Origin of the sequence: Stappia sp. WLB 29 (genome assembly GCF_023507705.1) — a bacterium.
Classification (GTDB): domain Bacteria; phylum Pseudomonadota; class Alphaproteobacteria; order Rhizobiales; family Stappiaceae; genus Stappia.
In genome coordinates this window covers 68,879-87,150 of record NZ_JALBGD010000004.1, presented here as the reverse complement: position 1 = coordinate 87,150, position 18,272 = coordinate 68,879, and the positions used below count along the sequence as shown (strand labels likewise).

The 18,272-nt window shown below is 69.0% G+C and carries 19 protein-coding genes; 2 read left to right on the top strand and 17 right to left on the bottom strand.

Annotated elements, in window-relative coordinates:
- Positions 1 to 2: 2 nt before the first annotated feature.
- From MNI96_RS09175 to MNI96_RS09135, 9 genes are all read right to left on the bottom strand, one after another.
- The gene (locus tag MNI96_RS09175; protein ID WP_249692383.1) at positions 3 to 1,088 is read right to left on the bottom strand and encodes a LacI family DNA-binding transcriptional regulator; all 1,086 of its coding nucleotides are present in this window, start codon (positions 1,086 to 1,088) and stop codon (positions 3 to 5) included.
- A 21-nt stretch (positions 1,089 to 1,109) separates the two neighbouring features.
- Positions 1,110 to 2,132, bottom strand: coding sequence for a M14 family metallopeptidase (locus MNI96_RS09170; protein WP_249692381.1), 1,023 nt, complete (start codon positions 2,130 to 2,132; stop codon positions 1,110 to 1,112).
- Positions 2,133 to 2,157: 25 nt separating this feature from the next.
- Positions 2,158 to 2,502: a RidA family protein gene (locus MNI96_RS09165; protein WP_158194487.1), complete on the bottom strand. Its 345-nt coding sequence runs from the start codon at positions 2,500 to 2,502 to the stop codon at positions 2,158 to 2,160.
- A gap of 91 nt (positions 2,503 to 2,593) precedes the next feature.
- The gene (locus MNI96_RS09160) at positions 2,594 to 3,373 is read right to left on the bottom strand and encodes a transporter substrate-binding domain-containing protein (protein ID WP_249692379.1); all 780 of its coding nucleotides are present in this window, start codon (positions 3,371 to 3,373) and stop codon (positions 2,594 to 2,596) included.
- A gap of 34 nt (positions 3,374 to 3,407) precedes the next feature.
- A complete protein-coding gene (locus MNI96_RS09155) occupies positions 3,408 to 4,139 on the bottom strand; it encodes an amino acid ABC transporter ATP-binding protein (RefSeq protein ID WP_249692377.1) in 732 nt (243 codons plus the stop codon).
- On the bottom strand, positions 4,126 to 4,776 hold the full coding sequence (locus MNI96_RS09150) for an amino acid ABC transporter permease (protein WP_249692375.1): 651 nt from the start codon (positions 4,774 to 4,776) through the stop codon (positions 4,126 to 4,128). Before MNI96_RS09150 ends, MNI96_RS09155 begins: the two co-directional genes overlap by 14 nt.
- An 11-nt stretch (positions 4,777 to 4,787) precedes the next feature.
- Positions 4,788 to 5,456, bottom strand: coding sequence for an amino acid ABC transporter permease (locus MNI96_RS09145; protein WP_249692373.1), 669 nt, complete (start codon positions 5,454 to 5,456; stop codon positions 4,788 to 4,790).
- A 15-nt stretch (positions 5,457 to 5,471) separates the two neighbouring features.
- Positions 5,472 to 6,722, bottom strand: coding sequence for an alanine racemase (locus tag MNI96_RS09140; RefSeq protein ID WP_249692372.1), 1,251 nt, complete (start codon positions 6,720 to 6,722; stop codon positions 5,472 to 5,474).
- A 379-nt stretch (positions 6,723 to 7,101) separates the two neighbouring features.
- The gene (locus MNI96_RS09135) at positions 7,102 to 7,623 is read right to left on the bottom strand and encodes a winged helix-turn-helix transcriptional regulator (RefSeq protein WP_249692369.1); all 522 of its coding nucleotides are present in this window, start codon (positions 7,621 to 7,623) and stop codon (positions 7,102 to 7,104) included.
- A gap of 87 nt (positions 7,624 to 7,710) precedes the next feature.
- Here MNI96_RS09135 and MNI96_RS09130 point away from each other — a divergent pair, with 87 nt between their 5' ends.
- Entirely contained in the window at positions 7,711 to 8,367 is a 657-nt protein-coding gene (locus tag MNI96_RS09130) for a dihydrofolate reductase family protein (RefSeq protein WP_249692367.1), read from the top strand.
- 28 nt (positions 8,368 to 8,395) lie between these two features.
- Here the strand turns inward: MNI96_RS09130 and MNI96_RS09125 are convergent, their stop codons facing one another.
- The 6 genes from MNI96_RS09125 to MNI96_RS09100 all read right to left on the bottom strand — a co-directional run bounded on the left by MNI96_RS09125 (position 8,396) and on the right by MNI96_RS09100 (position 16,194).
- Positions 8,396 to 11,644 (bottom strand): error-prone DNA polymerase, encoded by a 3,249-nt coding sequence (locus tag MNI96_RS09125; RefSeq protein WP_249692365.1) that lies wholly within the window; start codon positions 11,642 to 11,644, stop codon positions 8,396 to 8,398.
- Positions 11,641 to 13,215 (bottom strand): Y-family DNA polymerase, encoded by a 1,575-nt coding sequence (locus tag MNI96_RS09120; RefSeq protein ID WP_249692363.1) that lies wholly within the window; start codon positions 13,213 to 13,215, stop codon positions 11,641 to 11,643. Before MNI96_RS09120 ends, MNI96_RS09125 begins: the two co-directional genes overlap by 4 nt.
- Positions 13,121 to 13,918, bottom strand: a complete 798-nt coding sequence (locus MNI96_RS09115; RefSeq protein WP_249692361.1) for an ImuA family protein — start codon at positions 13,916 to 13,918, stop codon at positions 13,121 to 13,123. The genes MNI96_RS09120 and MNI96_RS09115 overlap by 95 nt, the downstream gene beginning before the upstream one ends.
- Positions 13,915 to 14,613, bottom strand: a complete 699-nt coding sequence (locus tag MNI96_RS09110) for an endonuclease III domain-containing protein (protein ID WP_249692359.1) — start codon at positions 14,611 to 14,613, stop codon at positions 13,915 to 13,917. Before MNI96_RS09110 ends, MNI96_RS09115 begins: the two co-directional genes overlap by 4 nt.
- Positions 14,614 to 14,755: 142 nt before the next feature.
- Positions 14,756 to 15,478 carry a spermine/spermidine synthase domain-containing protein gene (locus MNI96_RS09105; RefSeq protein WP_249692356.1) on the bottom strand — a complete coding sequence of 241 codons (723 nt, stop codon included), beginning with the start codon at positions 15,476 to 15,478 and terminating at the stop codon, positions 14,756 to 14,758.
- A gap of 80 nt (positions 15,479 to 15,558) precedes the next feature.
- Positions 15,559 to 16,194, bottom strand: a complete 636-nt coding sequence (locus MNI96_RS09100; protein ID WP_249692353.1) for a LysE family translocator — start codon at positions 16,192 to 16,194, stop codon at positions 15,559 to 15,561.
- Between the two features lie 203 nt (positions 16,195 to 16,397).
- On the opposite strand from MNI96_RS09100, the gene MNI96_RS22075 reads away from it, so the two are divergent.
- Positions 16,398 to 16,484 (top strand): small membrane protein YohP, encoded by an 87-nt coding sequence (locus MNI96_RS22075; RefSeq protein ID WP_502960326.1) that lies wholly within the window; start codon positions 16,398 to 16,400, stop codon positions 16,482 to 16,484.
- Positions 16,485 to 16,505: 21 nt separating this feature from the next.
- Here the strand turns inward: MNI96_RS22075 and MNI96_RS09095 are convergent, their stop codons facing one another.
- Both MNI96_RS09095 and MNI96_RS09090 read right to left on the bottom strand, forming a co-directional pair.
- Positions 16,506 to 17,195, bottom strand: coding sequence for an SDR family NAD(P)-dependent oxidoreductase (locus MNI96_RS09095; protein WP_249692350.1), 690 nt, complete (start codon positions 17,193 to 17,195; stop codon positions 16,506 to 16,508).
- Positions 17,196 to 17,224: 29 nt separating this feature from the next.
- Complete coding sequence (locus tag MNI96_RS09090; RefSeq protein ID WP_249692348.1) at positions 17,225 to 18,271, bottom strand: glycerol dehydrogenase; 1,047 nt, start codon at positions 18,269 to 18,271, stop codon at positions 17,225 to 17,227.
- Between the last annotated feature and the right edge of the window lies 1 nt (position 18,272).

The window sequence follows — 18,272 nt, the reverse complement described above, 5'->3', positions numbered from 1 at the left end:
GGTCAAGTCGTTTCGCCGGGGATGAGTTCCAGGTCGAGGCAGAGGCTGGAGACGAGGACGCCATCGCTGCGCGGATCCAGCCGGTCGACGATCATCTCGCCCGCCCGGGTGCCCATGGCATGGCTGTCGAAGGAGATGGTTGACAGGCGCGGCGACAGCTCCCCGGCAAGGTCGTTGTCGCCGAAGGTCAGCAGGGCCAGATCGTCGGGGATGCGCCGTCCCTGCTGCCGCGCTTCCAGCAGCGTGCCAAGGCCGAGAAGGTCGTTGGCGCAGAAGATCGCATCGAAGCTGCGCCCGCCCTCCAGAAGGGTTCGGTAGGCACGGCGCCCGTCGATGACGCTGTCCACCTGCTCCACCCGGATCGTCTCGACGATCTCCGCTCCCAGCTCCGCCGCGCGCTCGGCAAAGCCGGAAAGGCGCAGCGCGCCGCGGCCGCCGCTGCGGCCCATGAAAGCAAGACGCCGGTAGCCGCGCCCGACCAGATGGCTTGCCGCCAGCCGGCCGGCGTCGGTGTTGGAAAAGCCGACCAGCATGTCGAGCGGATCGGGCGGATAGGCCCAGCTTTCGACGATCGGGATATCGAGCTCGCGCAGCAGGTCGCGGTTTTCCTCCAGCTCGATGACGCCGGTGAAGAAAACCGCGGCAGGCCGTAGCGAGCGCAGCGACTGGATGGCGCTGAGTTCCCGCGAATAGGAATAGGAGGTCTGCCCGACCATCAGCTGATAGCCGTGCTGCTCCACCACCCGGGCGCAGGCGCGCACCGCCTGGCTGTATTGCTGGCTGAGGAGGTTGGACACGAAGGCCGCGACGATGCTGGAGCGGCCCGAGCGCAGGGCCGAGGCATGCGGGTTGGACCAGTAGCCGGTGGCCTCGACCACCTGCAGGATGCGGTCGCGGGTCTTCGGCGAGACCATGTCGGGCGTGCGCAGGGCGCGGGAAACGGTGATCGGCGAGACGCCAGCCTGGCGGGCGACGTCCTCGATGCGCGGCGGGCGGGCAGGACGGGCGGCAGCGCCCTCCGGCCTGTCGGGCGAAAGGCGCAGAACGGCATCATGGGTATGTGCCGTCAGGTCGGTCGCTTCCGCCATGCTGCTCCGCTCTCCCGCGCGTCAGATCACTTCGTCCTCCCGCAGGGGACGCGCCGCCTGCATGAGACAATCGCCGGCCTGGCTGTCGCAATGCAATCGCCGCGACAGCACGATACCCGGCCGAGCGAAGCGCAGCTCCTCCTCCGGCAGGTCCAGCCGTTCGAAATCATGGTACCAGCCGGCGAGATCGCCGGCCTCGACCCTGTCGCCCAGCGCCACCGCGGGCTCGAACCAGCCCCGCCGAACCGCATAGATCGCCTGTGCGTGGCTTTCAAGGGCCAGCACGGTCATTTCCTTGCGCGCCAAGGGCTTACGGGACAGCAGCGGAGCGTCGATGACGCCCAGCTCGATCAGCACGTTGTCGATGGCGCAGGCCGTCGCCTGCATGGAGTCGGCCGTGACCGTGCCGCCGCCGCCGAACTCGCCGCTGAGGCCGATGGCCCCGGCCCGCGCGGCCGCCGCCATGGAGGTGGGTGCTGCCGCGCCGTTCTCCGCGACGAAGCCGTAGGGGAGCCCGGTCGCCCGCATCAGTCGCATGGCGGCAGCGAAGCGTTCCGGGGGTCCCTGGCGCTCGATCAGCGCGCAGTGCAGGTGCTCCATCGAGGTGCCGCCCGAATGCAGGTCGAAGACCACGTCGTGGAGGGGGAACAGCTCGTGCTCGAGAAAATGCGCGATGCGGGCCGTCGGCGTGCCCTGCGGGTCGCCGGGAAAGGAGCGGTTGAGATTGCCCTCGTCGAGCGGCGAGCGCCGCCGCGCCGCCATGACGGCGGGCGCATTGGCAAAGGGAATGATGGTGACTTCGCCGCGCATGCGCTCGGGCGCCAGCTCGCGAGCAAGGCGCGCAAGCAGGATCTCGCCCTCGTATTCGTCGCCGTGGTTGCCGGCCATCAGCAGGATGCGCGGTCCCTCGCCGTTACGCAGGCGCACGACAGGGATCTTCGCCTGGAAGTAGGGCGAGCGGTCGATCGAGAACGGAACGGACAGGCGGGCAAGCCGCCGGCCCTGCGCCGTCAGGTCGAGATCGTGGAAAACGCCAGTGTGCATGGTCGCCCGGCCTGGGAGGGAAGGATCAAAGGGCGGCGATCGCGGTCATCTCGACGCGAAGGTCCGGATCGGCGAGACGCGCCTCGTAGCAGGCCCGCGCCGGCGGATTGGCCGGATCGATCCAGGCGTCGTAGACGGCGTTCATCGCGTCGAAGTCGATGATATGCGGCAGGAGGACGGTCACGGCGACGAGGCGCGAGCGGTCGCTGCCGGCCTCAGCCAGAAGCGCGTCGATCTTGGCCAGGACCTCGCGGGTCTGCTCCTGAAGGCTGCCCTTGCGGTTGTCGGCCACCTGGCCGGCAATGTGGACATGGCCGCCCGAGACGACGGCCTGGGACATGCGCGGGCCAACCTGGAAACGCTTGATCATCGACTTTACTCCGTGACTGTCGAACGACTGGAACGCCCGGACGGACGAGACCACGCCACTGGGGACGCGATCCCGCCCGTCCGGGAGGAACTCACATGTTGGGAAGCGGCGTCGCTTCCTTGAACCACTTGACCTGCAGAGCCTCGAGCTTGCCGTTCAGGCGGTTGAAGAACAGGTCCGTGTTCAGCCACTGCAGCAGGTTGTGCTCGCCGTGGCGAACGGCGGCGTGGGCCGGCGACTGACGGATCAGGTACTTCAGCTCTACGTCGGCCGAGCCGGACGCGTTGAGCGCGATGGCGCTGTTCTCGGCGAAGTACTCGGTCTGGCCGGCGAAGAAGGCGGCGAGCGCGCTGGCTGCGTCCTCGAAGCGGACGAGGTTCGCATCCGGCACGTTGTCGGTCAGCCAGACGTCGAGCGTGGTGCCGCGGGCAACGGCGATCGACTTGCCGGAAAGCTCGGCGGGCTTCGAATAGGTCGGGGTGCCGGCCTTGCCGTAGACGCCGAGCTGCACGGCGACATAGGGCGAGGTGAACATCACCTGCTGCGCGCGCTCAGGGGTGGCGCCGGCGGCGGCGACGAGCACGTCGATCTGGTCGGACAGGAGGCTCGGCAGGCGGGCCGCGCCCGTCACCTCGACGATCTCCAGATCGACGCCGAGATCGGCGGCAACGAGATTGGCGAGCTCCACGTCGAAGCCGGTGAGCTTGCCCTCACCGTCGCGGAAGCCCCAGGGGGCGGAGTCGGCAAGCACGCCGATGCGCACCTTGCCGGCATTGAGGATGTCCTGCAGCTTGTCGGCGAAGGCCGAGCCGGAGGTGAGCGAGACGGCAGCGATGGCTGCCGCGGCAAGAGCCGTCCTGAAGAAATTCATCGGGGTTCCCCTTTCCTTTGGAAGAAGCCGGCCGTCAGCGGACCGAGCTTATGAAATTCGCCAGTTCCGGCGTTGCAGGATTGGCGAAGAGATCTGCGGGCCGGCCTTCTTCATGGACCATGCCCGCATGCATGAAGACGAGCTTCGAGGCGACGTTGCGCGCGAAGTTCATCTCGTGGGTGACGAGGATCATCGTCATGCCCTGGGTGGCGAGGTCTTCCATCACCTTCAGCACTTCGCCGACCAGTTCCGGGTCGAGTGCCGAGGTCACCTCGTCGAACAGCATCAGGTAGGGCGACATGGCCAGGCACCGGGCGATGGCCACGCGCTGCTGCTGGCCGCCGGAAAGCTGACCGGGATAGGCGTCGATCTTCTCCTCCAGCCCGACCTGGGCGAGGACCTTGCGCGCCAGCTCGCGCGCCGCATCGCCCTTGGCGATCTTTCCGGTCAGCACCGGCGCCAGGGTGATGTTGCGCGCCACCGTCATGTGCGGAAACAGGTTGAACTGCTGGAAGACGATGCCGACATGCTCGCGGAGCTTGCGCAGGTCGGTGGAGCGGGAATGGACGAGCTCGCCGGCCACCTTGATCTCGCCGCCGTTGATCTGCTCCAGGCCGTTGATGCAGCGCAGGAGCGTCGACTTGCCGGAGCCGCTGCGGCCGATGATGGTGACGATCTCGCCCTTCTCGACGGTAAGGTCGATGCCGCGCAGGACCTCCACCTCGCCGAAGGACTTGTGGACGTTGCTGATCTCAACGAGCGCCATTGAGCTTGTCCTCCAGGGAACGGGACCAGAGCGTGAGCGGGAAGCACAGGGCGAAGTAGATCGCCGCCACGCAGGCATAGGAAAGGAGCGGCTGGAACGTCGCCGCGCTGGCGAGCTGCCCGGCGCGGGCCAGCTCGACGAAGCCGACCACCGAGGCGAGCGACGTGTTCTTGATGAGCTGCACCAGGAACCCGACCGTCGCCGGCAGCGCGATGCGGAAGGCCTGCGGCGCGATCACATGGCGGAAGGTCTGCCAGCGGGTCAGGCCGAGGCAGGCCGCCGCCTCACCTTGCGCCACATGCACCGCCTGGATGCCGCCGCGCCAGATCTCGCCGAGGAAGGCGGCGGTGAAGATGGTGAAGGCCGCACCGACCGAGACCAGCGCCGGAACCTTGATGCCGAGGAAGACCGGCATGCCGAAGTAGAAGAACATCAGCAGGCCGAGCACAGGCACGCCCTGCACGAGCTGCAGGATGCCGGTGGCGACGAGCCGCGCGATGCGGCTGCGCCCGGTGCACATGCGGGCGAGCAGCAGCGCCAGCGGCGCGCCGAAGGCCAGCGCAAGAACCACCAGCGTTGCCGTCCACTGCACGGCGGCCAGCATGGTGAGGAAGTCGGAGATCGTGAAACCGCGCATCGTCCCGCCTCCTATCGACCGGTCGGCCAGCGGAAGGCGATCCGGCCGATGCCCGCGAACGCCAGCCGGAATGCCAGGACCAGGGTGAAGTAGATCGCGCAGACGACCGCATAGACCTCGAAGCTGCGGAAGGTGCGGCTCTCGACGAAGGCAGCCGCATGGAACAGTTCCGGCGCGGAGACCTGCGAGGCGAGCGAGGTGCCGAGCAGCAGCAGCACGATCTGGCTGGTGATCGAGGGATAGATGTTGCGCAGGGCCGGCGGCAGGATCACATGGCGGAACACCTGCCAGCGGGTCAGCCCGAGGCACTGGCCGGCCTCGACCTGGCTGCGCGGGATCGAGGCGAGGCCGCCGCGGATGATCTCCGTCGCATAGGCGCCCATGTAGATCGAGAGCGCCGTGGCCGCGGCATAGACCGGCGGCAGGCGCAGGCCCGCATAGGGCAGCACGAAGAAGATCAGGAACAGCTGGATCAGCGCCGGGGTGTTGCGGATCACCTCGACATAGCTGCGCACGAGCAGCCGCAGCGCCGCGAAGCGGCTGCCGGCGGCGGCGGCGCCGGCAAGACCGATCGCCAGACCCGCCACCGTCGCCACGAGGGTGAGCAGCAGGGTCAGCGACATGCCGTGCAGGAACTCGTCCTGATAGCGCCAGAGCTGGTTGAAGTTGAGTTGGAGCATGAGCCTTCCGGCGACCTAGCTGAAGTGGGTGGGATAGGCGGCGGCGATGCGCCCGTCCGCACCGTGCCCGAGGATCACGCGCCAGCGGTCGAGACAGGTGCAGGGGTGCGAGATGCCGAAGGCGACGATATCGCCGACGCCAAGCCCGCTGCCCTCCGGCAGCCTCAGGAAGGCGTGCTGGTCATTGAGCTTCACCACGGTCCCGAGGGCATCGCGGCTGGCTGTTTGCACGCCATCGCGCCAGGCCGCAAGCGGTACCGGCAGATCCTGGTCGTAGGAGACGTCGCGCATGCCCATGCCGCAGATCGCGAGCCCCGGCTCGGGCCGCGACAGCACCTCGGCCCAGACGGTCAGCGCCGGACGGAAGGCATCGCGCGCGGCAACGCCCGTCACCCCTGCAAAACCGGCCCGCGCATCCATCGCGGCGAGCGAACGCTCGTAGACCCCATGGTCGTGAAAGAAGATCGCGCCGCTGCGCAGCACCAGCTCGGTGCTGCCGTCGCGGCTCGCCAGCGGCTTGAGATCGCCGACGACGAGATCGAAGAAGGAGGACCCGCCGGCGCTGAGGATCAGCGGACGGTCCGGCGCGGCCGCCCGCAGCAGGGCATGCACTTCGCCGGCCAGCGCGTTCAGCGCGGAAATCGCCGCGACCGTTTCCTGCGGATCGGCGGTTGCGGCGGCGCCTTCATAGGCGGCGACGCCGGCAAGCTCGACATGGGAAAGACGGGATGCGGCCTCGATCACGGCGCAAGCGGCATCGAGACTGCGCGCCCCGGCGCGGCCTGCCCCGACTTCGACCAGGACCGGCGCGTTGCGGCCGGCGGTGCGGCCGACATGATCGATCACCTCAAGGCTCTCGGGCGAATCGGCGAAGAAGACGAGCACCGCATCGGGCCAGCGCTGCAGGAGCGCGGCGAACCGCTCGGCCGAGCGGCGGCCGCCGAGCTGGTTGGCGACGAGCAGGCGGCGAGCGCCGTGTTCCAGGAATACGCGCGCCTGTTGCAGGTTGGCGACGGAAAGACCCCAGGCACCGCGATCCAGCAGGCGCTGCGACAGGTCGGGGGACATTGGCGTCTTGGCATGCGGGGCGATGGAGACGCCGGCCTTGGAGACGTAGTCGAACATCGCGTCGACATTCGCGTCGAAAGCCGCCTCGTCCATGGTCAGGACCGGCAGGGCCAGTTCACCGCGCTCCGGCGACAGGCCGAGGTCCGGACCGCCGACGCCTTGCGCAGCGCTTGCCTCGAGGCTCCCGTCTTCCCGCATCATTCCATCCCTCGCACGGCCTTCGCCGCATCTCCCAGATCCGGTTGCCGCATCATGCAGCCGCAGATCGCTGAGCCGCTCTCTCAGTCCGGCGATTACCGCGTCCCAGCGCCGTTCCGCGGCGACGTCCCAGCGGCGTTCATGGTCACGTCATGACAACGTTGTCATGGGCACTAGCACTCGAATGATAACGTTGTCAAGAACACCTAGGGCAGGAGATCCGGCTAAATGTTCACTGCCGTATGCCACGGCTGGGCAGAGCCGAAGCAAAGCTTGTCGGGCAGGGGTGCGCGGCGGGCGGGCAGCACCCCGCCAGCCTTTTGTTTTCGCGAGACTTGCGGCAGGAGCCAGGCGGCGGCGAGACGGCCGGAAGGCAGCCCTATCCGGCAGGCGCCGTTCGCGCCCGCACGGCCTCGTAGGCCTTGGTGAGATCCGCCAGAACCGGCGAAACGATGGCTCCGTTCGCGCCGGCGACGGGGTCCTCCAGATGCAGGCGGCGCAGGTCGTCCATGAAGGCGCTCCACATCGGCTCGCCGCCCTCCTCCAGCAGCTGCGCGCGGATCGACAGCTCCTCGCTGACCGGCAGGTGCCTGCGTCCCCAGGCGCCGAGCACCGCCAGCACGGGCACCAGCTGGATCGCCGGTTCCGCCAGGCTGTAGATCGCCTTCTGGCTGTGGCTCGGATCCTCACGCTTCGTGACGAGGCCGAGCGCGACGAGCCGCTTCAGCCGGGCCGCCAGGATGTTGGAGGCGATCCCCTCTTCCGAGCGGGTCAGCAACTCGCGGAAATGCCGGCGATTGCCGAACATCATGTCGCGGATGACGACGAGGCTCCAGCGATCCCCCAGCACTTCCATCGCCAGATTGATCGGGCACCCCGACCTTCGCTCGATGTCCTGCATGCAGCCTCCATCAAAACCGGTTGCAATCTAGGATCAGTCGTGGCACAACACAACTGCTTTCATCTTGCAATCGGTTCGGAGGGCCTCATGTCCAAGCTTCGCGTTCACTGCTTCACCCTGTCGCTCGACGGCTATGGCGCGGGACCCGACCAGGGGTCGGAGGCACCTGTCGGCATCGGCGCCGAGGGCCTGCACCAATGGATGTTCGACACGCCGAGCTTCCGCCGCCGCGTACTGGGTGAAGACGGCGGCACTCCCGGCATCAACGAGGATTTCGTCGCCCGCAGCTTCGAGAGTGTCGGTGCCTGGATCATGGGACGGAACATGTTCGGCCCCGTGCGCGGTCCTTGGCCGGACGACAGCTGGAAGGGGTGGTGGGGCGACGCTCCGCCCTTCCACACCGAGGTCTTCGTGCTGACCCGTCACCCGCGCGCCAGTTTAGAGATGAAGGGCGGTACGGTGTTTCATTTCGTCACCGACGACATCCATGCGGCGCTGGAGCGCGCAAGGGCCGTGGCCGGCGACCGGGACGTGCGGGTCGGCGGCGGCGTTTCGACCTTGCGCCAATATCTGCAGGCCGGCCTCGTCGACGAGATGCATCTTGCGGTCGCGCCCGTGGTGATGGGCAAGGGCGAGAACCTGCTGCAGGGCCTCGATCTTCCGGCCTGCGGCCTCGGCAGCGTGACTGCCACTGCGGGCGAGCACGGCATATCGCATTACACACTCCGGCGCTCCGCCGACTGAGCGGGACGGAGCGCCGGGGCACCCGCCGTCAGTGGAAGTTCCGTCCCTTCGGCAGGACGCGGGTGTCGCGCGGGTGCCGCCACAGGCTCGCTGCCGAAAGCTTCGGACCCTCCTGCGACGGCGGCTCCTTCGAAAGCGAGACCATCAGCTCCGGCGTGATGTCGGTGAGCTGCCGCGCCACCACATGGATGACGCCGTCCTCCTTCTGGATCGCGCCATCCACCATCACCGCACGCGCACCCATGACGATGCGGCGGCTGCGCTCGAAGATCCGGCTCCAGACCACGATATTGGCGATGCCCGTCTCGTCCTCCAGCGTCAGGAAGGTGACGTTCTTGGCGGTCTGCGGCCGCTGGCGCACCAGCACGAGACCGGCGACCCGCACGAACCGGCCGTTGCCCAGCGTCTCGAGATCGGCCGCGCGCAAGCTACGGCGGGCACCGAGTTGCTCACGCAGGAAGACGAAGGGATGCGCCTTCAGCGACAGGTGCAGGCTTGCGTAATCCTCCACCACATGCTCGCCCGGGCGCATGGACGGCAGTGCCACCTGCTCTTCCCGCGCGGCAAGCGAGGCCAGTCCCAACCGCCCGCCGAACAGCGGCAGGTCGTCCTGGCGGGCAGCACGGCCGAGCCGGCCGGCCAGCCCCTTGATCTCCCACAGGGCTTGCCGCCGGTCGAGGCCGAGCGAGCGGAAGGCATCGGCATTGGCGAGCGCCACCAGTACCCGGCTGTCGAGGCCGGCGCGGCCATGCAGGTCGGCGAGATCCGCAAAGCCCATGCCGCGGGCGGCAACCAGCGCCTGCCCCGCCTCCTCGCCCAACCCGTCGACCTGGCGCAGGCCGAGCCGCAGGGCGAAGGCATTGCCACCCTCAGCCCCCGTCTTGCGGACGGGAGGTTCATCGGCCTCCAGCGTGTGGTCCCAGTCGCTGTGGTTGACATCCACCGGCAGCACGCGGCCGCCATGGGCGCGCAAGTCCCGCACGATGGAGGCAGAGGAATAAAAACCCATCGGCTGTGAGTTCAGCAGGGCGCAGGCGAAGACCTCCGGGTAATGGCACTTGAGCCAGGACGAGGCATAGGCGAGCAGGGCGAAGCTTGCCGAATGGCTTTCGGGAAAGCCGTAATCGCTGAAGCCCTTGATCTGCTCGAAGCAGCGGGCGGCGAAGTCGGGCTGATAGCCTTTCGCGATCATGCCGGCGACGAATTTCTCGCGGAACTGCTCGATCGTGCCGATGTTGCGGAAGGAGGCCATCGCCCGGCGCAGTTTGTCCGCCTCGTCCGGCGAGAACCCGGCCCCGACGATGGCGATCTTCATCGCCTGTTCCTGGAACAGCGGCACGCCCAGCGTCTTCTCCAGCACCGCAGCAAGCTCGGGCGAGGGATAGTCGACCTGCTCCACCCCCTTGCGCCGGCGCAGATAGGGATTGACCATGTTGCCCTGGATCGGGCCGGGCCGGACGATGGCGATCTGGATGACGAGGTCGTAGAAGTTTGCAGGCCTGAGGCGCGGCAGCATCGACATCTGCGCCCGGCTTTCGATCTGGAAGACGCCGATCGTGTCGGCCTTCTGGATCATCGCATAGGTCGCCGGGTCGTCGCGCGGCACGCTGGCCAGCCCCATGTCCCGCCCGTAATGGCCGCGCAGCAGGTCGAAGCTCTTGCGCAGGCAGGTCAGCATGCCGAGTGCCAGCACATCCACCTTGAGGATGCCGAGCGCATCGAGATCGTCCTTGTCCCACTCCACCACGGTGCGGTCCTCCATCGCCGCATTGGCGATTGGCACCACCTCGTCGAGGCGCTCGCGGGTGATGACGAAGCCGCCGACATGCTGCGACAGGTGACGCGGGAAATCGATCAACTGGCGGACGAGGCGGATCGTCTGCGTCAGGCGAGGATCGCGCGCATCGAGCCCGGCCTGGCGGATCTCGCCGTCCGCCGGCGCGCTCCCCGACCAGCCCCAGATCAGGCCGGACATGGCGCCGACCACGTCGGTCGACAGGCCCATGGCCTTGCCGACGTCGTTGACGGCGCTGCGGGCGCGGTAGCGGATCACCGTGGCGGCAAGGCCGGCACGCTCGCGGCCATAGCGGGCGTAGATATACTGGATCACTTCCTCGCGCCGCTCGTGCTCGAAATCGACGTCGATATCCGGCGGCTCGCCCCGCTCCGCCGACACGAAGCGCTCGAACAAAAGGTCGATCTCGGTCGGATTGACCGAGGTGATGCCGAGGCAATAGCAGACGACAGAGTTGGCCGAGGAGCCGCGCCCCTGGCACAGGATCGGCGGATCCTGGCTGCGGGCAAAGCGGACGATGTCGTAGACGGTGAGGAAATAGGAGGCATAGCCGAGCTCACCGATCAGCCGCAATTCGTGCGCGATATTCGCATGTACACCCGATGGAATGCCTTGCGGGAACCGGTTGCCGGCGCCCAGCCAAGCCAGCCGCTCCAGCTCCTGCTGTGGCGTCGCGCTCTCGCCCGCCGGCTCGTCCGGATAATGCGGCTTCAACTCATCGAGGCTGAACCGGCACGCATCGGCAATCTCCAGGCTGCGCTCCAGCGCGTCCTCGTAGCCGGACAGGAGCCGCGCCATTTCCTGCGGCGGCTTCAGGTGCCGCTCCGCATTCGGCTCCAGCAGGAAGCCCGCCGCGTCGATGGTCACATGCTCGCGGATGCAGGTGAGCACGTCCTGCAAGGGGCGGCGCTCGGGCACATGGTAGAGCACGTCGTTGGTGGCGATCAGCGGCGTACGGCAGGCCTCGGCAAGCTCCGCCAGACGGTCGAAACGGGCCCTGTCGTCGCCGCGATGGGCCGGCGACAGCGCCAGCGAAACAGCATCGGGGAACCGGCGCCCCAGCTCCTCAAGGCGTGCGGCAAAGGCGGCGTCGGGCCAACGCGGCGGCAGGACGATCAGCTGCTGCCTCTCCCCGAGCGCGCCGAGATCGGCGAAGTCGAGATGGCATTCTCCTTTCGGCGCCCGCCGGTTGCCGAGGGTGAGCAGCCGGCTCAGCCGGCCATAGGCCTCCCGGTCCTGCGGATGGACGACCAGTTCGAACCCGTCGCGCAGCACCAGCCGCGCGCCGACGATCAGGCGAATGGGATGCTCGCGTGCGGCCACATGCGCCCGCACGACGCCGGTCAGTGTGTTGCGGTCGGCGATGCCGATGGCGGCAAGGCCGAGCCGGGCCGCCGTCTCCACCAGCTCCGCCGCATGCGAGGCGCCGCGCAGGAAGCTGAAATTGCTGGTCGCTACCAGCTCCGCGAAGGCCGCCGTCATGCGAACAGCCCATGGACGAACCAGCTCACCGTATCGCCGGGCCGGTCATAGAGCCCTTCGCGGTACAGCCAAAAGCGCCGCCCTTCCGTGTCCTCCACGCGGTAATAGTCGCGGGTCAGCCGGTTGGCCTCGCCGCCGGCCCACCATTCCGGCGCGATCCGCTCCGGCCCTTCCGCCCGCACGATCCGGTGCGCGGTGCGCCGCCACTCGAAGCGCGCCGGCGGCTTGTCCGGCATCTCCACCAGCACCTCCACCGGCTCGGGCCGGGCAAACAGCAGCGGCGGGCGGGCAAGCGCGGTGCCGCCGTGCAGGGCCCGGCCATGGGCGGCCCAGTCTTGGCGGGCCGCCTGAGCAAGCGCGGAAACCGGATGGCAGGAGCGCTCCGGCACATGGCTCTCGCGCGGCGCGAAGCGGGAGACGCGCTCGGGCCCGAAGCGATTGACCAGCCGGTCAAGCAGCCGGTCGAGATCGCCCGGCGGCGGAGGGCTGTGCTCGCGCCCCGACAGCACCGCCTGCACCGCCTCGGCGCGCTCCACCTCGAAGGCGGAGAGCACGGCTGCCTCGAAGCCGAACCCGGCATGATCGCGCAGCCGGTCGAGCCGCTCGCCCAGCAGGCGCAAAAGATGCGGGGCATCGTTGCTCGGCCGGGTGATGCGCAGCTCCAGCGCCTCGCGCCAGCCGTCGACGCGATAGAGCGCCAGTTCCAGCCGCCGCGCCGCCTTGCCGAGGCCCTGCAGCATCTCGGCAAGCTCGCCGGTGAGCCGCGCCGCCACCTCGCCGATGGCCTCCAGCGTGACGACCGGCTCGGCGAAGTTGCGGGCAATCCGGTAGACGGGGGCGGCCTCGACGGGGTCGAACCGTTCGCCCTCGCGCCCCAAGGCCTGGTCGAGCCGCTGGACCAGCAGCGGGCCGAAGCGGCCGGCGAGCGGCGCGCGCGGCTTGCCGGCAAGAAGGCCGATCCGGTCGAGGCCGAGTCGCTCCAGCGCGCGCACCGTGTCCGCCTCGATGCGAAGGGCCGCAACGGGCAGCGGCGCCAGCACCTCGCCCGTCTCGCCGGGCGCCACCTGCACCATCTGCGTGCCGCCATAGCGGGCAAGGGCCCAGGCGGCCCCCAGCGTCGGCGCAAGCGCAAGCCTGGCGGTCAGCCCGAAGCCATGCAGCCGGTCTGCGAGATCCGCCATCAGCGCCTCTTCGCCGCCGAACAGATGGGCGCAGCCGGCAATGTCGATGGACACCCCGTCCGGCGCATCGATGCGGGTGAGCGGGCTGTAGCGCTGGCACCACAGGGCGAGCCGGCGCAGTCCTTGCGCATCGCCGTCCGGATCGGCAGGCGCGACGCCGAGCGCGGGATGGATTGCCCGCGCATCCGCCAGCGGCATGCCCGGCACAAGGCCGAGCGCGGCGGCGGGCGCGTTGACCGCGCTGACCCTGGCCCCGTTCTGCTCCAGCACGGAGAGCACGAGAGGTCCGGCCTCGTCAGGCGGCAGTCGGCCGCCGCGAGAGCCGACCGGCCCGGCGGAGCGGCGCTCTGTCGGCCAGCGGGGCAGCCAGACGGAAAGACAGCGTTTCATGGTTCCACTCGAGATCCCAGGCATCCAGGAGACCCTTGCGCGATTTCACCAGCCGGGCCTGCCAGCGCGGCGGGCCAAGACCCGGCACCGCCTGACCGACGTGAGGCACCGGCCGGCTTGCCAGCGCCGCCAGCGACCAGCGGGTGGAGGCGGCCGTTGCCATGTCGAAGACCGGCGCCGCCCCCAGCAGCAGCACTGTCGCCCCGTGGCGGGCAGCGCGCATCGCCAGCCTTCGGCTCGCCGTGAAGTCGTAGAGCCGGTCGCCTTCGGGCAGCAGGCCGACGACGACGGCAAGCGAGGGATGGTCCAGCGCCTCCTCCAGGCTCCACAGGAGGTCGGCGGTCTTCCTCACCTCGACCTGGATCACCCGATCCGGATCGATGCCGAAGGCGCCAAGCCCGACCGGGTAGAGCTGCCCTTCGCGCCAGCCCCGCGTCGACGGCAGCCCCCACAGGAGCGGGCCGGGACGGCGCGCCAGCAGCCGCGAGGCAAGGCCCAGCGCAAACCCGGTCGCCGCCCCGACATCAGCCGGCGTCGCCGGCTGCAGCTCGTGCAGTGCGCCGCTCGCCAGCCCGCCGGGCAGGACCGTGCTTTGCGTCCCCATCTCCCCCTCCAGCTCGACCGCCGGCCAGGCCGGGGTCTCGTCCAGTCCGCCCGCCTTGATGCGGGCGCGCAGCGCCGCCAGCGTCTCCCCGGTCCTCATGCCCGCCCCTCCGGCACCGACCGGCAGAGACGGCACAACGGACAGTCCGGGCAGGCGGGTTCCCTGTACCGGCAATGGCTGCGGCCCAGCCCCTGCATCAGGAAATGGTGGGTCTGCGTGTCGTCGGCGGTCCATACGGCAGGCAACTGACGATTGAGCAGCCGCGTGGCGCGGGCAATGTCGGCCCGCGCCGGCACGAGGCCCAGCCGGCAGGCGACCCGGTTATGAGCCGTGTCGACCATCAGCACCCGGCGGTTCAGCGTGCTGAGGCCGAGCACCGCCATGCTGGTCTTGGGGCCGACGCCGGTCAGGCTCTCCAGCCAGACCCGCCCCTCCTCCACCGGCCAGCCGGCCAGAAACTCCAGCTCCAGCCGTCCGCGCCGGGCCGCGATCTCGCGCAAGGCCGCCGGGATCTGCCGCGCCTTGCGCTCGGCAAAGGTCACCCCGGCGATCATGGCCTCCAGCTCGCTCGCCGCCGTTTCCGCCAGCCGCTCCCAGGCACCCATCCTGCGGGCCAGCGCTGCAAAGACTTCCATGGCGACGACATCCCGTGTCCGGCCGCTCAGCATCGCGAAGACGAGCTGGCTCACCGGGTCGAGCCGGTAGAACTCCGGCACCGGACCGAACCGGGCAAGCAGCAGTCCGTGAACCCGCGCAAGGCGGGTGTCGGCAACGAGCGGCAACGTGTATTGCATGCCGAATGAAAGAACAAAATAAGAACAAACGCAACATGAGTCTGCAGGCCATCAGGCGGTTTTCGGTCATCGCCTTGATTCAAAAACGTGAATCAATTCAGCCCATCCCGGCCCCTCAATCCTCTCGACCCCGGAGGCTGCGTCAGCCGCCCTCCTGCCGGGCGAGATAGACCGTCTGGGTGAACGGTTCGTCCTGCAAGGGGTTGGCGAAGGTGACGGGTTCCGCCCAGGCCTCGGCGAAGACCGAGGCAAGGCGTGCGGTGAAGGCGGCATCCGGCGCCTCGTTGGACCACAGACCGAAAATGCCTCCCGGCTTCAGCCAGCGTGCCATCGCCTCGAGACCTGCCGGGCGATAGAAGCTGGTGCTGCGCGCGTCGAGCAGCGCCTCCGGGGAATGGTCGATGTCGAGCAGGATCGCGTCGAACCGCCGCCCCGGGACTTGCGGATCGAAACCCTTCTCACCGGCGGCCATGGCAAAGAAGTCGCCCTGTACCAGACGGCAGCGCGGATCGGCGACGATCCCGGCCCCTAGCGGCAGCAAGCCGTTGCGATGCCAGTCGATCACCGGCTCGAGCATCTCGACGACGACGAGCGAGCCCGTCTCCTGCCGCTCCAGCACGGTCCTTGCCGTGTAGCCGAGGCCCAGCCCGCCGACCACCACGTCCGGGCGCGCACCGGACACCGCATCGAGGCCGAGCCGCGCGAGCGCGATCTCGGAGACGGTGAAGAAGCTCGACATCAGGAACTCGTCGCCGAGCTTGATCTCGTAGACATCGCCGCCCAGCCGCATGTCGCGGCGGCGGCGCAGGGACACCGCCCCGATCGCCGTCGGGCGATAGTCCAGTTCCTCGAAAAACACGGACATGAGCGGCCCTTTCCGGTACGGCGTGACAGCAAGACGCCGCTTATCGCCGCTTTGCCCCCCGGCGGCAAGCACGGCCCTGTTCAGCCCCGGCGCAGCGCCGCATGCGCCACCATCGCGCCCGTGGCAAGGAAGGCGATGCCGAACAGGCCGGAAATCCAGCGCCTGCCGCGCGCGAAGGCACGCAGCGCCACACCCGTGGAAAAGACCGTCGCCGTGATCGCGTGCAGAAGGACGGCGAGCACCCCGCAAAGCGCGACGATGGCGGCCAGGAACCAGCCCGGCGCGGCCACGGGAACGAAGGCCGTCATCACCGAGCCGAAGAACAGCGCCGCCTTCGGATTGGTCATGCTGACGAGAAAGCCGGTGCGGAAGGCGCGGAGAAGGGACAAAGATGGAAGGCGGGCGGTCTCCATGTTCGCGCCCTGCCGAAGGGCGGTCCGCAGCGACCTCGCCCCGAGCCAGACCAGATAGGCGGCCCCTGCCAGCTTCAGCACGACCGCAACCTGCGGGAACAGCTCGAACATCGTCGCAACGCCGAGAACCGCCGCCAGCGCCCAGAGCGTGGCCGCGGCCGCCAGCCCGGCACCGGTGGCGATACCCTGGACGCGGCCTCCGGCGAGCGAGGCGGCGATCACCGCAAGCATGTTCGGGCCCGGCGTGATCCACGCGGCGAGATTGACGGCGACGATGGCGGCAAGCGGCGAGAAAAGGTCCATACGCGGTTCCGGCGTCCCTTGGGCACCGGGTCAGTATCGGCAATCCCTGGTCGGTTTTCCAGCCCCGTCCACATCCGAAGATTGAGGTCAGGCTTCAGCGCCCACTGATGTGGGCGGCGAACCATTCCGGATTTCTTCGAAACAATCCGGCGACTGGCGCGTTGACATGGCAACACCCATGACAGCACCCACAGAGAGGCACCATGCTCAAGTTCATTGGCGGAACCGTCGGCTTCATCTTTATCGTCGGCCTGGTGGTCGTGATCGGCATCCTCATGCTGATCTTCTGACCTTCCGACCGGGCACAGGCGTCAGGCCGCGAGATAGCCGCCGTCGACAGGAATGATCGCACCGTGCACATAAGAGGCTTCCGGCGACAGCAGGAAGGCGATCACCGCCGCGATCTCGGCCGGATCCGCCCAGCGCTGGAGCGGAATGCGTGCGGCGATGCGCGGGCCGCGTACCGGATCGGCCTTCGCCCGGGCCGAGAGCCTGGTGTCGACCCAGCCCGGCGCGACCGCGTTGACGCGAACTCCGCGTCCGCCCCAGGCCACCGCCAGCGAACGGGTCATGGAGGACACCGCGCCCTTGCTCGCCGAATAGGCGGGGGCGGCCGAATTGCCGAACCAGCTCCACATGGAGGCGATGTTGACCACCGCGCCGCCAGCCCGCTCCAGCGCCGGCAGGGCGGCATTGGCGACCGCGAAACTGCCGCCGACATTGATCTCCATCACCTTGCGGAACCCGTCCTCGGTCCACTCGTCGTCGAAGCGGATGACGCCGGCGCAGTTGACGAGGCCGTGCAGCTCTCCCGCCTCCGAGAACAGCGCGGCCCGCGCATCCGCGTCGGTGATGTCGCAGTCGGCAAAGGCGATCTCTGAAGGAAAGTCAGCGTCGCGCTCCAGCCCGGCCGCCGTCACCTGCCAGCCGCGCTGCGCCAGATATTCGGCCGTTGCCCGCCCGATCCCGGTTCCCCCGCCCGTCACGATGGCCTTGCGCATGATCCTGCCCCGAAGCCGCGCTGTTCGCGTCACATCCGGTCGAGGCTGCGCATCGCCTCGACCAGATCGTCCGGCCCCAGCCGGCGCATGTAGTTGCCGGCGTAAGGCGCCGTCAGCGACACCTCCGCCATCCGCCGGAAGTCGGCCTCGTCGCTCAATCCGAAGGCGGCAAAGGACACCGGCAGCTTGATCCGGCGGAAGAAGCCGGCGAGCTCGGCGATCTCCCGCGCGCTGCCTTGGCCCACGGCCAGCTGGGTCAGCGTGCCGAGCGCCACCATCTCGCCATGCAGCAGGTGCGCGAGCTGCGGCATCACCGAGAAGCCGCGCACCATGGAATGGGCGATGGACAGGCCGCCGCTTTCGAAGGCGAGACCGCTGAGAAGGATCGAGGCCTCCACCACCCGCTCGAAGGCCGCATCCGGTTCGAGCGCCGCCATGGCCGCCTCGCCATCGGCGAGCAGGATCTCCCGCGCCCGGCCGACGATGGCTTTGGTCAGTTCGGTCGGCGTGCCGCCGAAGAAGTTGAGGCCTCCGCCTGCAAGAGCGCCGGCGAGTTCGTAGGGCTTGGACATGGCATCGCCGATGCCGGCGGCCAGGAACCGGCGCGGCGCCGAGGCGATCACCGCGGTATCGACGAGAACCAGCGAGGGATTGGCCCGCATGTGGCGCACGCCCTCGACCGCATGGCCGGCGGTATAGACGACGGCGATATGGCTGGTCGGGCTGTCGTTGGAGGCGATGGTCGGGACGATTCCGACCGGCAGGTCCCGCAGGATCGCCGCGCCCTTGGCCGTGTCGATGGCCTTGCCGCCGCCGATGCCGAGGATGAGCCGCGCCTCGCCGATTTCGGCGGCGCGCGCCTCGATCTCGGCACCGGTGCATTCGCCGCCGAAGGCCAGCAGCCTTGCACCCGGCAGGGCACTGGTGATCCGCTCGCCCAGCAGCTCGCGGGCAACCGGGTCGATGACGACCGCGACCGGCCCGCCGCCGAGCCGCTCGACCTCCTCCGCCAGCGTGTCGACCGCGCCGGGTCCCTGGACGTAGCGCTGGGGCGCGCCGAGAATGCGCAGGGCCATC

Excerpts from the sequence above, each read along its gene's own strand:
- MNI96_RS09155 (WP_249692377.1), bottom strand. The coding sequence starts at position 4,139 with ATGGCGCTCGTTGAGATCAGCAACGTCCACAAGTCCTTCGGCGAGGTG.
- MNI96_RS09160 (WP_249692379.1), bottom strand. The coding sequence starts at position 3,373 with ATGAATTTCTTCAGGACGGCTCTTGCCGCGGCAGCCATCGCTGCCGTC.
- MNI96_RS09145 (WP_249692373.1), bottom strand. The coding sequence starts at position 5,456 with ATGCTCCAACTCAACTTCAACCAGCTCTGGCGCTATCAGGACGAGTTC.
- MNI96_RS09175 (WP_249692383.1), bottom strand. The coding sequence starts at position 1,088 with ATGGCGGAAGCGACCGACCTGACGGCACATACCCATGATGCCGTTCTG.
- MNI96_RS09105 (WP_249692356.1), bottom strand. The coding sequence starts at position 15,478 with ATGTCCGTGTTTTTCGAGGAACTGGACTATCGCCCGACGGCGATCGGG.
- MNI96_RS09115 (WP_249692361.1), bottom strand. The coding sequence starts at position 13,918 with ATGAGGACCGGGGAGACGCTGGCGGCGCTGCGCGCCCGCATCAAGGCG.
- MNI96_RS09150 (WP_249692375.1), bottom strand. The coding sequence starts at position 4,776 with ATGCGCGGTTTCACGATCTCCGACTTCCTCACCATGCTGGCCGCCGTG.
- MNI96_RS09120 (WP_249692363.1), bottom strand. The coding sequence starts at position 13,215 with ATGAAACGCTGTCTTTCCGTCTGGCTGCCCCGCTGGCCGACAGAGCGC.
- MNI96_RS09130 (WP_249692367.1), top strand. The coding sequence starts at position 7,711 with ATGTCCAAGCTTCGCGTTCACTGCTTCACCCTGTCGCTCGACGGCTAT.
- MNI96_RS09170 (WP_249692381.1), bottom strand. The coding sequence starts at position 2,132 with ATGCACACTGGCGTTTTCCACGATCTCGACCTGACGGCGCAGGGCCGG.
- MNI96_RS09140 (WP_249692372.1), bottom strand. The coding sequence starts at position 6,722 with ATGCGGGAAGACGGGAGCCTCGAGGCAAGCGCTGCGCAAGGCGTCGGC.
- MNI96_RS09165 (WP_158194487.1), bottom strand. The coding sequence starts at position 2,502 with ATGATCAAGCGTTTCCAGGTTGGCCCGCGCATGTCCCAGGCCGTCGTC.
- MNI96_RS09135 (WP_249692369.1), bottom strand. The coding sequence starts at position 7,623 with ATGCAGGACATCGAGCGAAGGTCGGGGTGCCCGATCAATCTGGCGATG.
- MNI96_RS09110 (WP_249692359.1), bottom strand. The coding sequence starts at position 14,613 with ATGCAATACACGTTGCCGCTCGTTGCCGACACCCGCCTTGCGCGGGTT.
- MNI96_RS09100 (WP_249692353.1), bottom strand. The coding sequence starts at position 16,194 with ATGGACCTTTTCTCGCCGCTTGCCGCCATCGTCGCCGTCAATCTCGCC.
- MNI96_RS09095 (WP_249692350.1), bottom strand. The coding sequence starts at position 17,195 with ATGCGCAAGGCCATCGTGACGGGCGGGGGAACCGGGATCGGGCGGGCA.
- MNI96_RS22075 (WP_502960326.1), top strand. The coding sequence starts at position 16,398 with ATGCTCAAGTTCATTGGCGGAACCGTCGGCTTCATCTTTATCGTCGGC.
- MNI96_RS09090 (WP_249692348.1), bottom strand. The coding sequence starts at position 18,271 with ATGGCCCTGCGCATTCTCGGCGCGCCCCAGCGCTACGTCCAGGGACCC.
- MNI96_RS09125 (WP_249692365.1), bottom strand. The coding sequence starts at position 11,644 with ATGACGGCGGCCTTCGCGGAGCTGGTAGCGACCAGCAATTTCAGCTTC.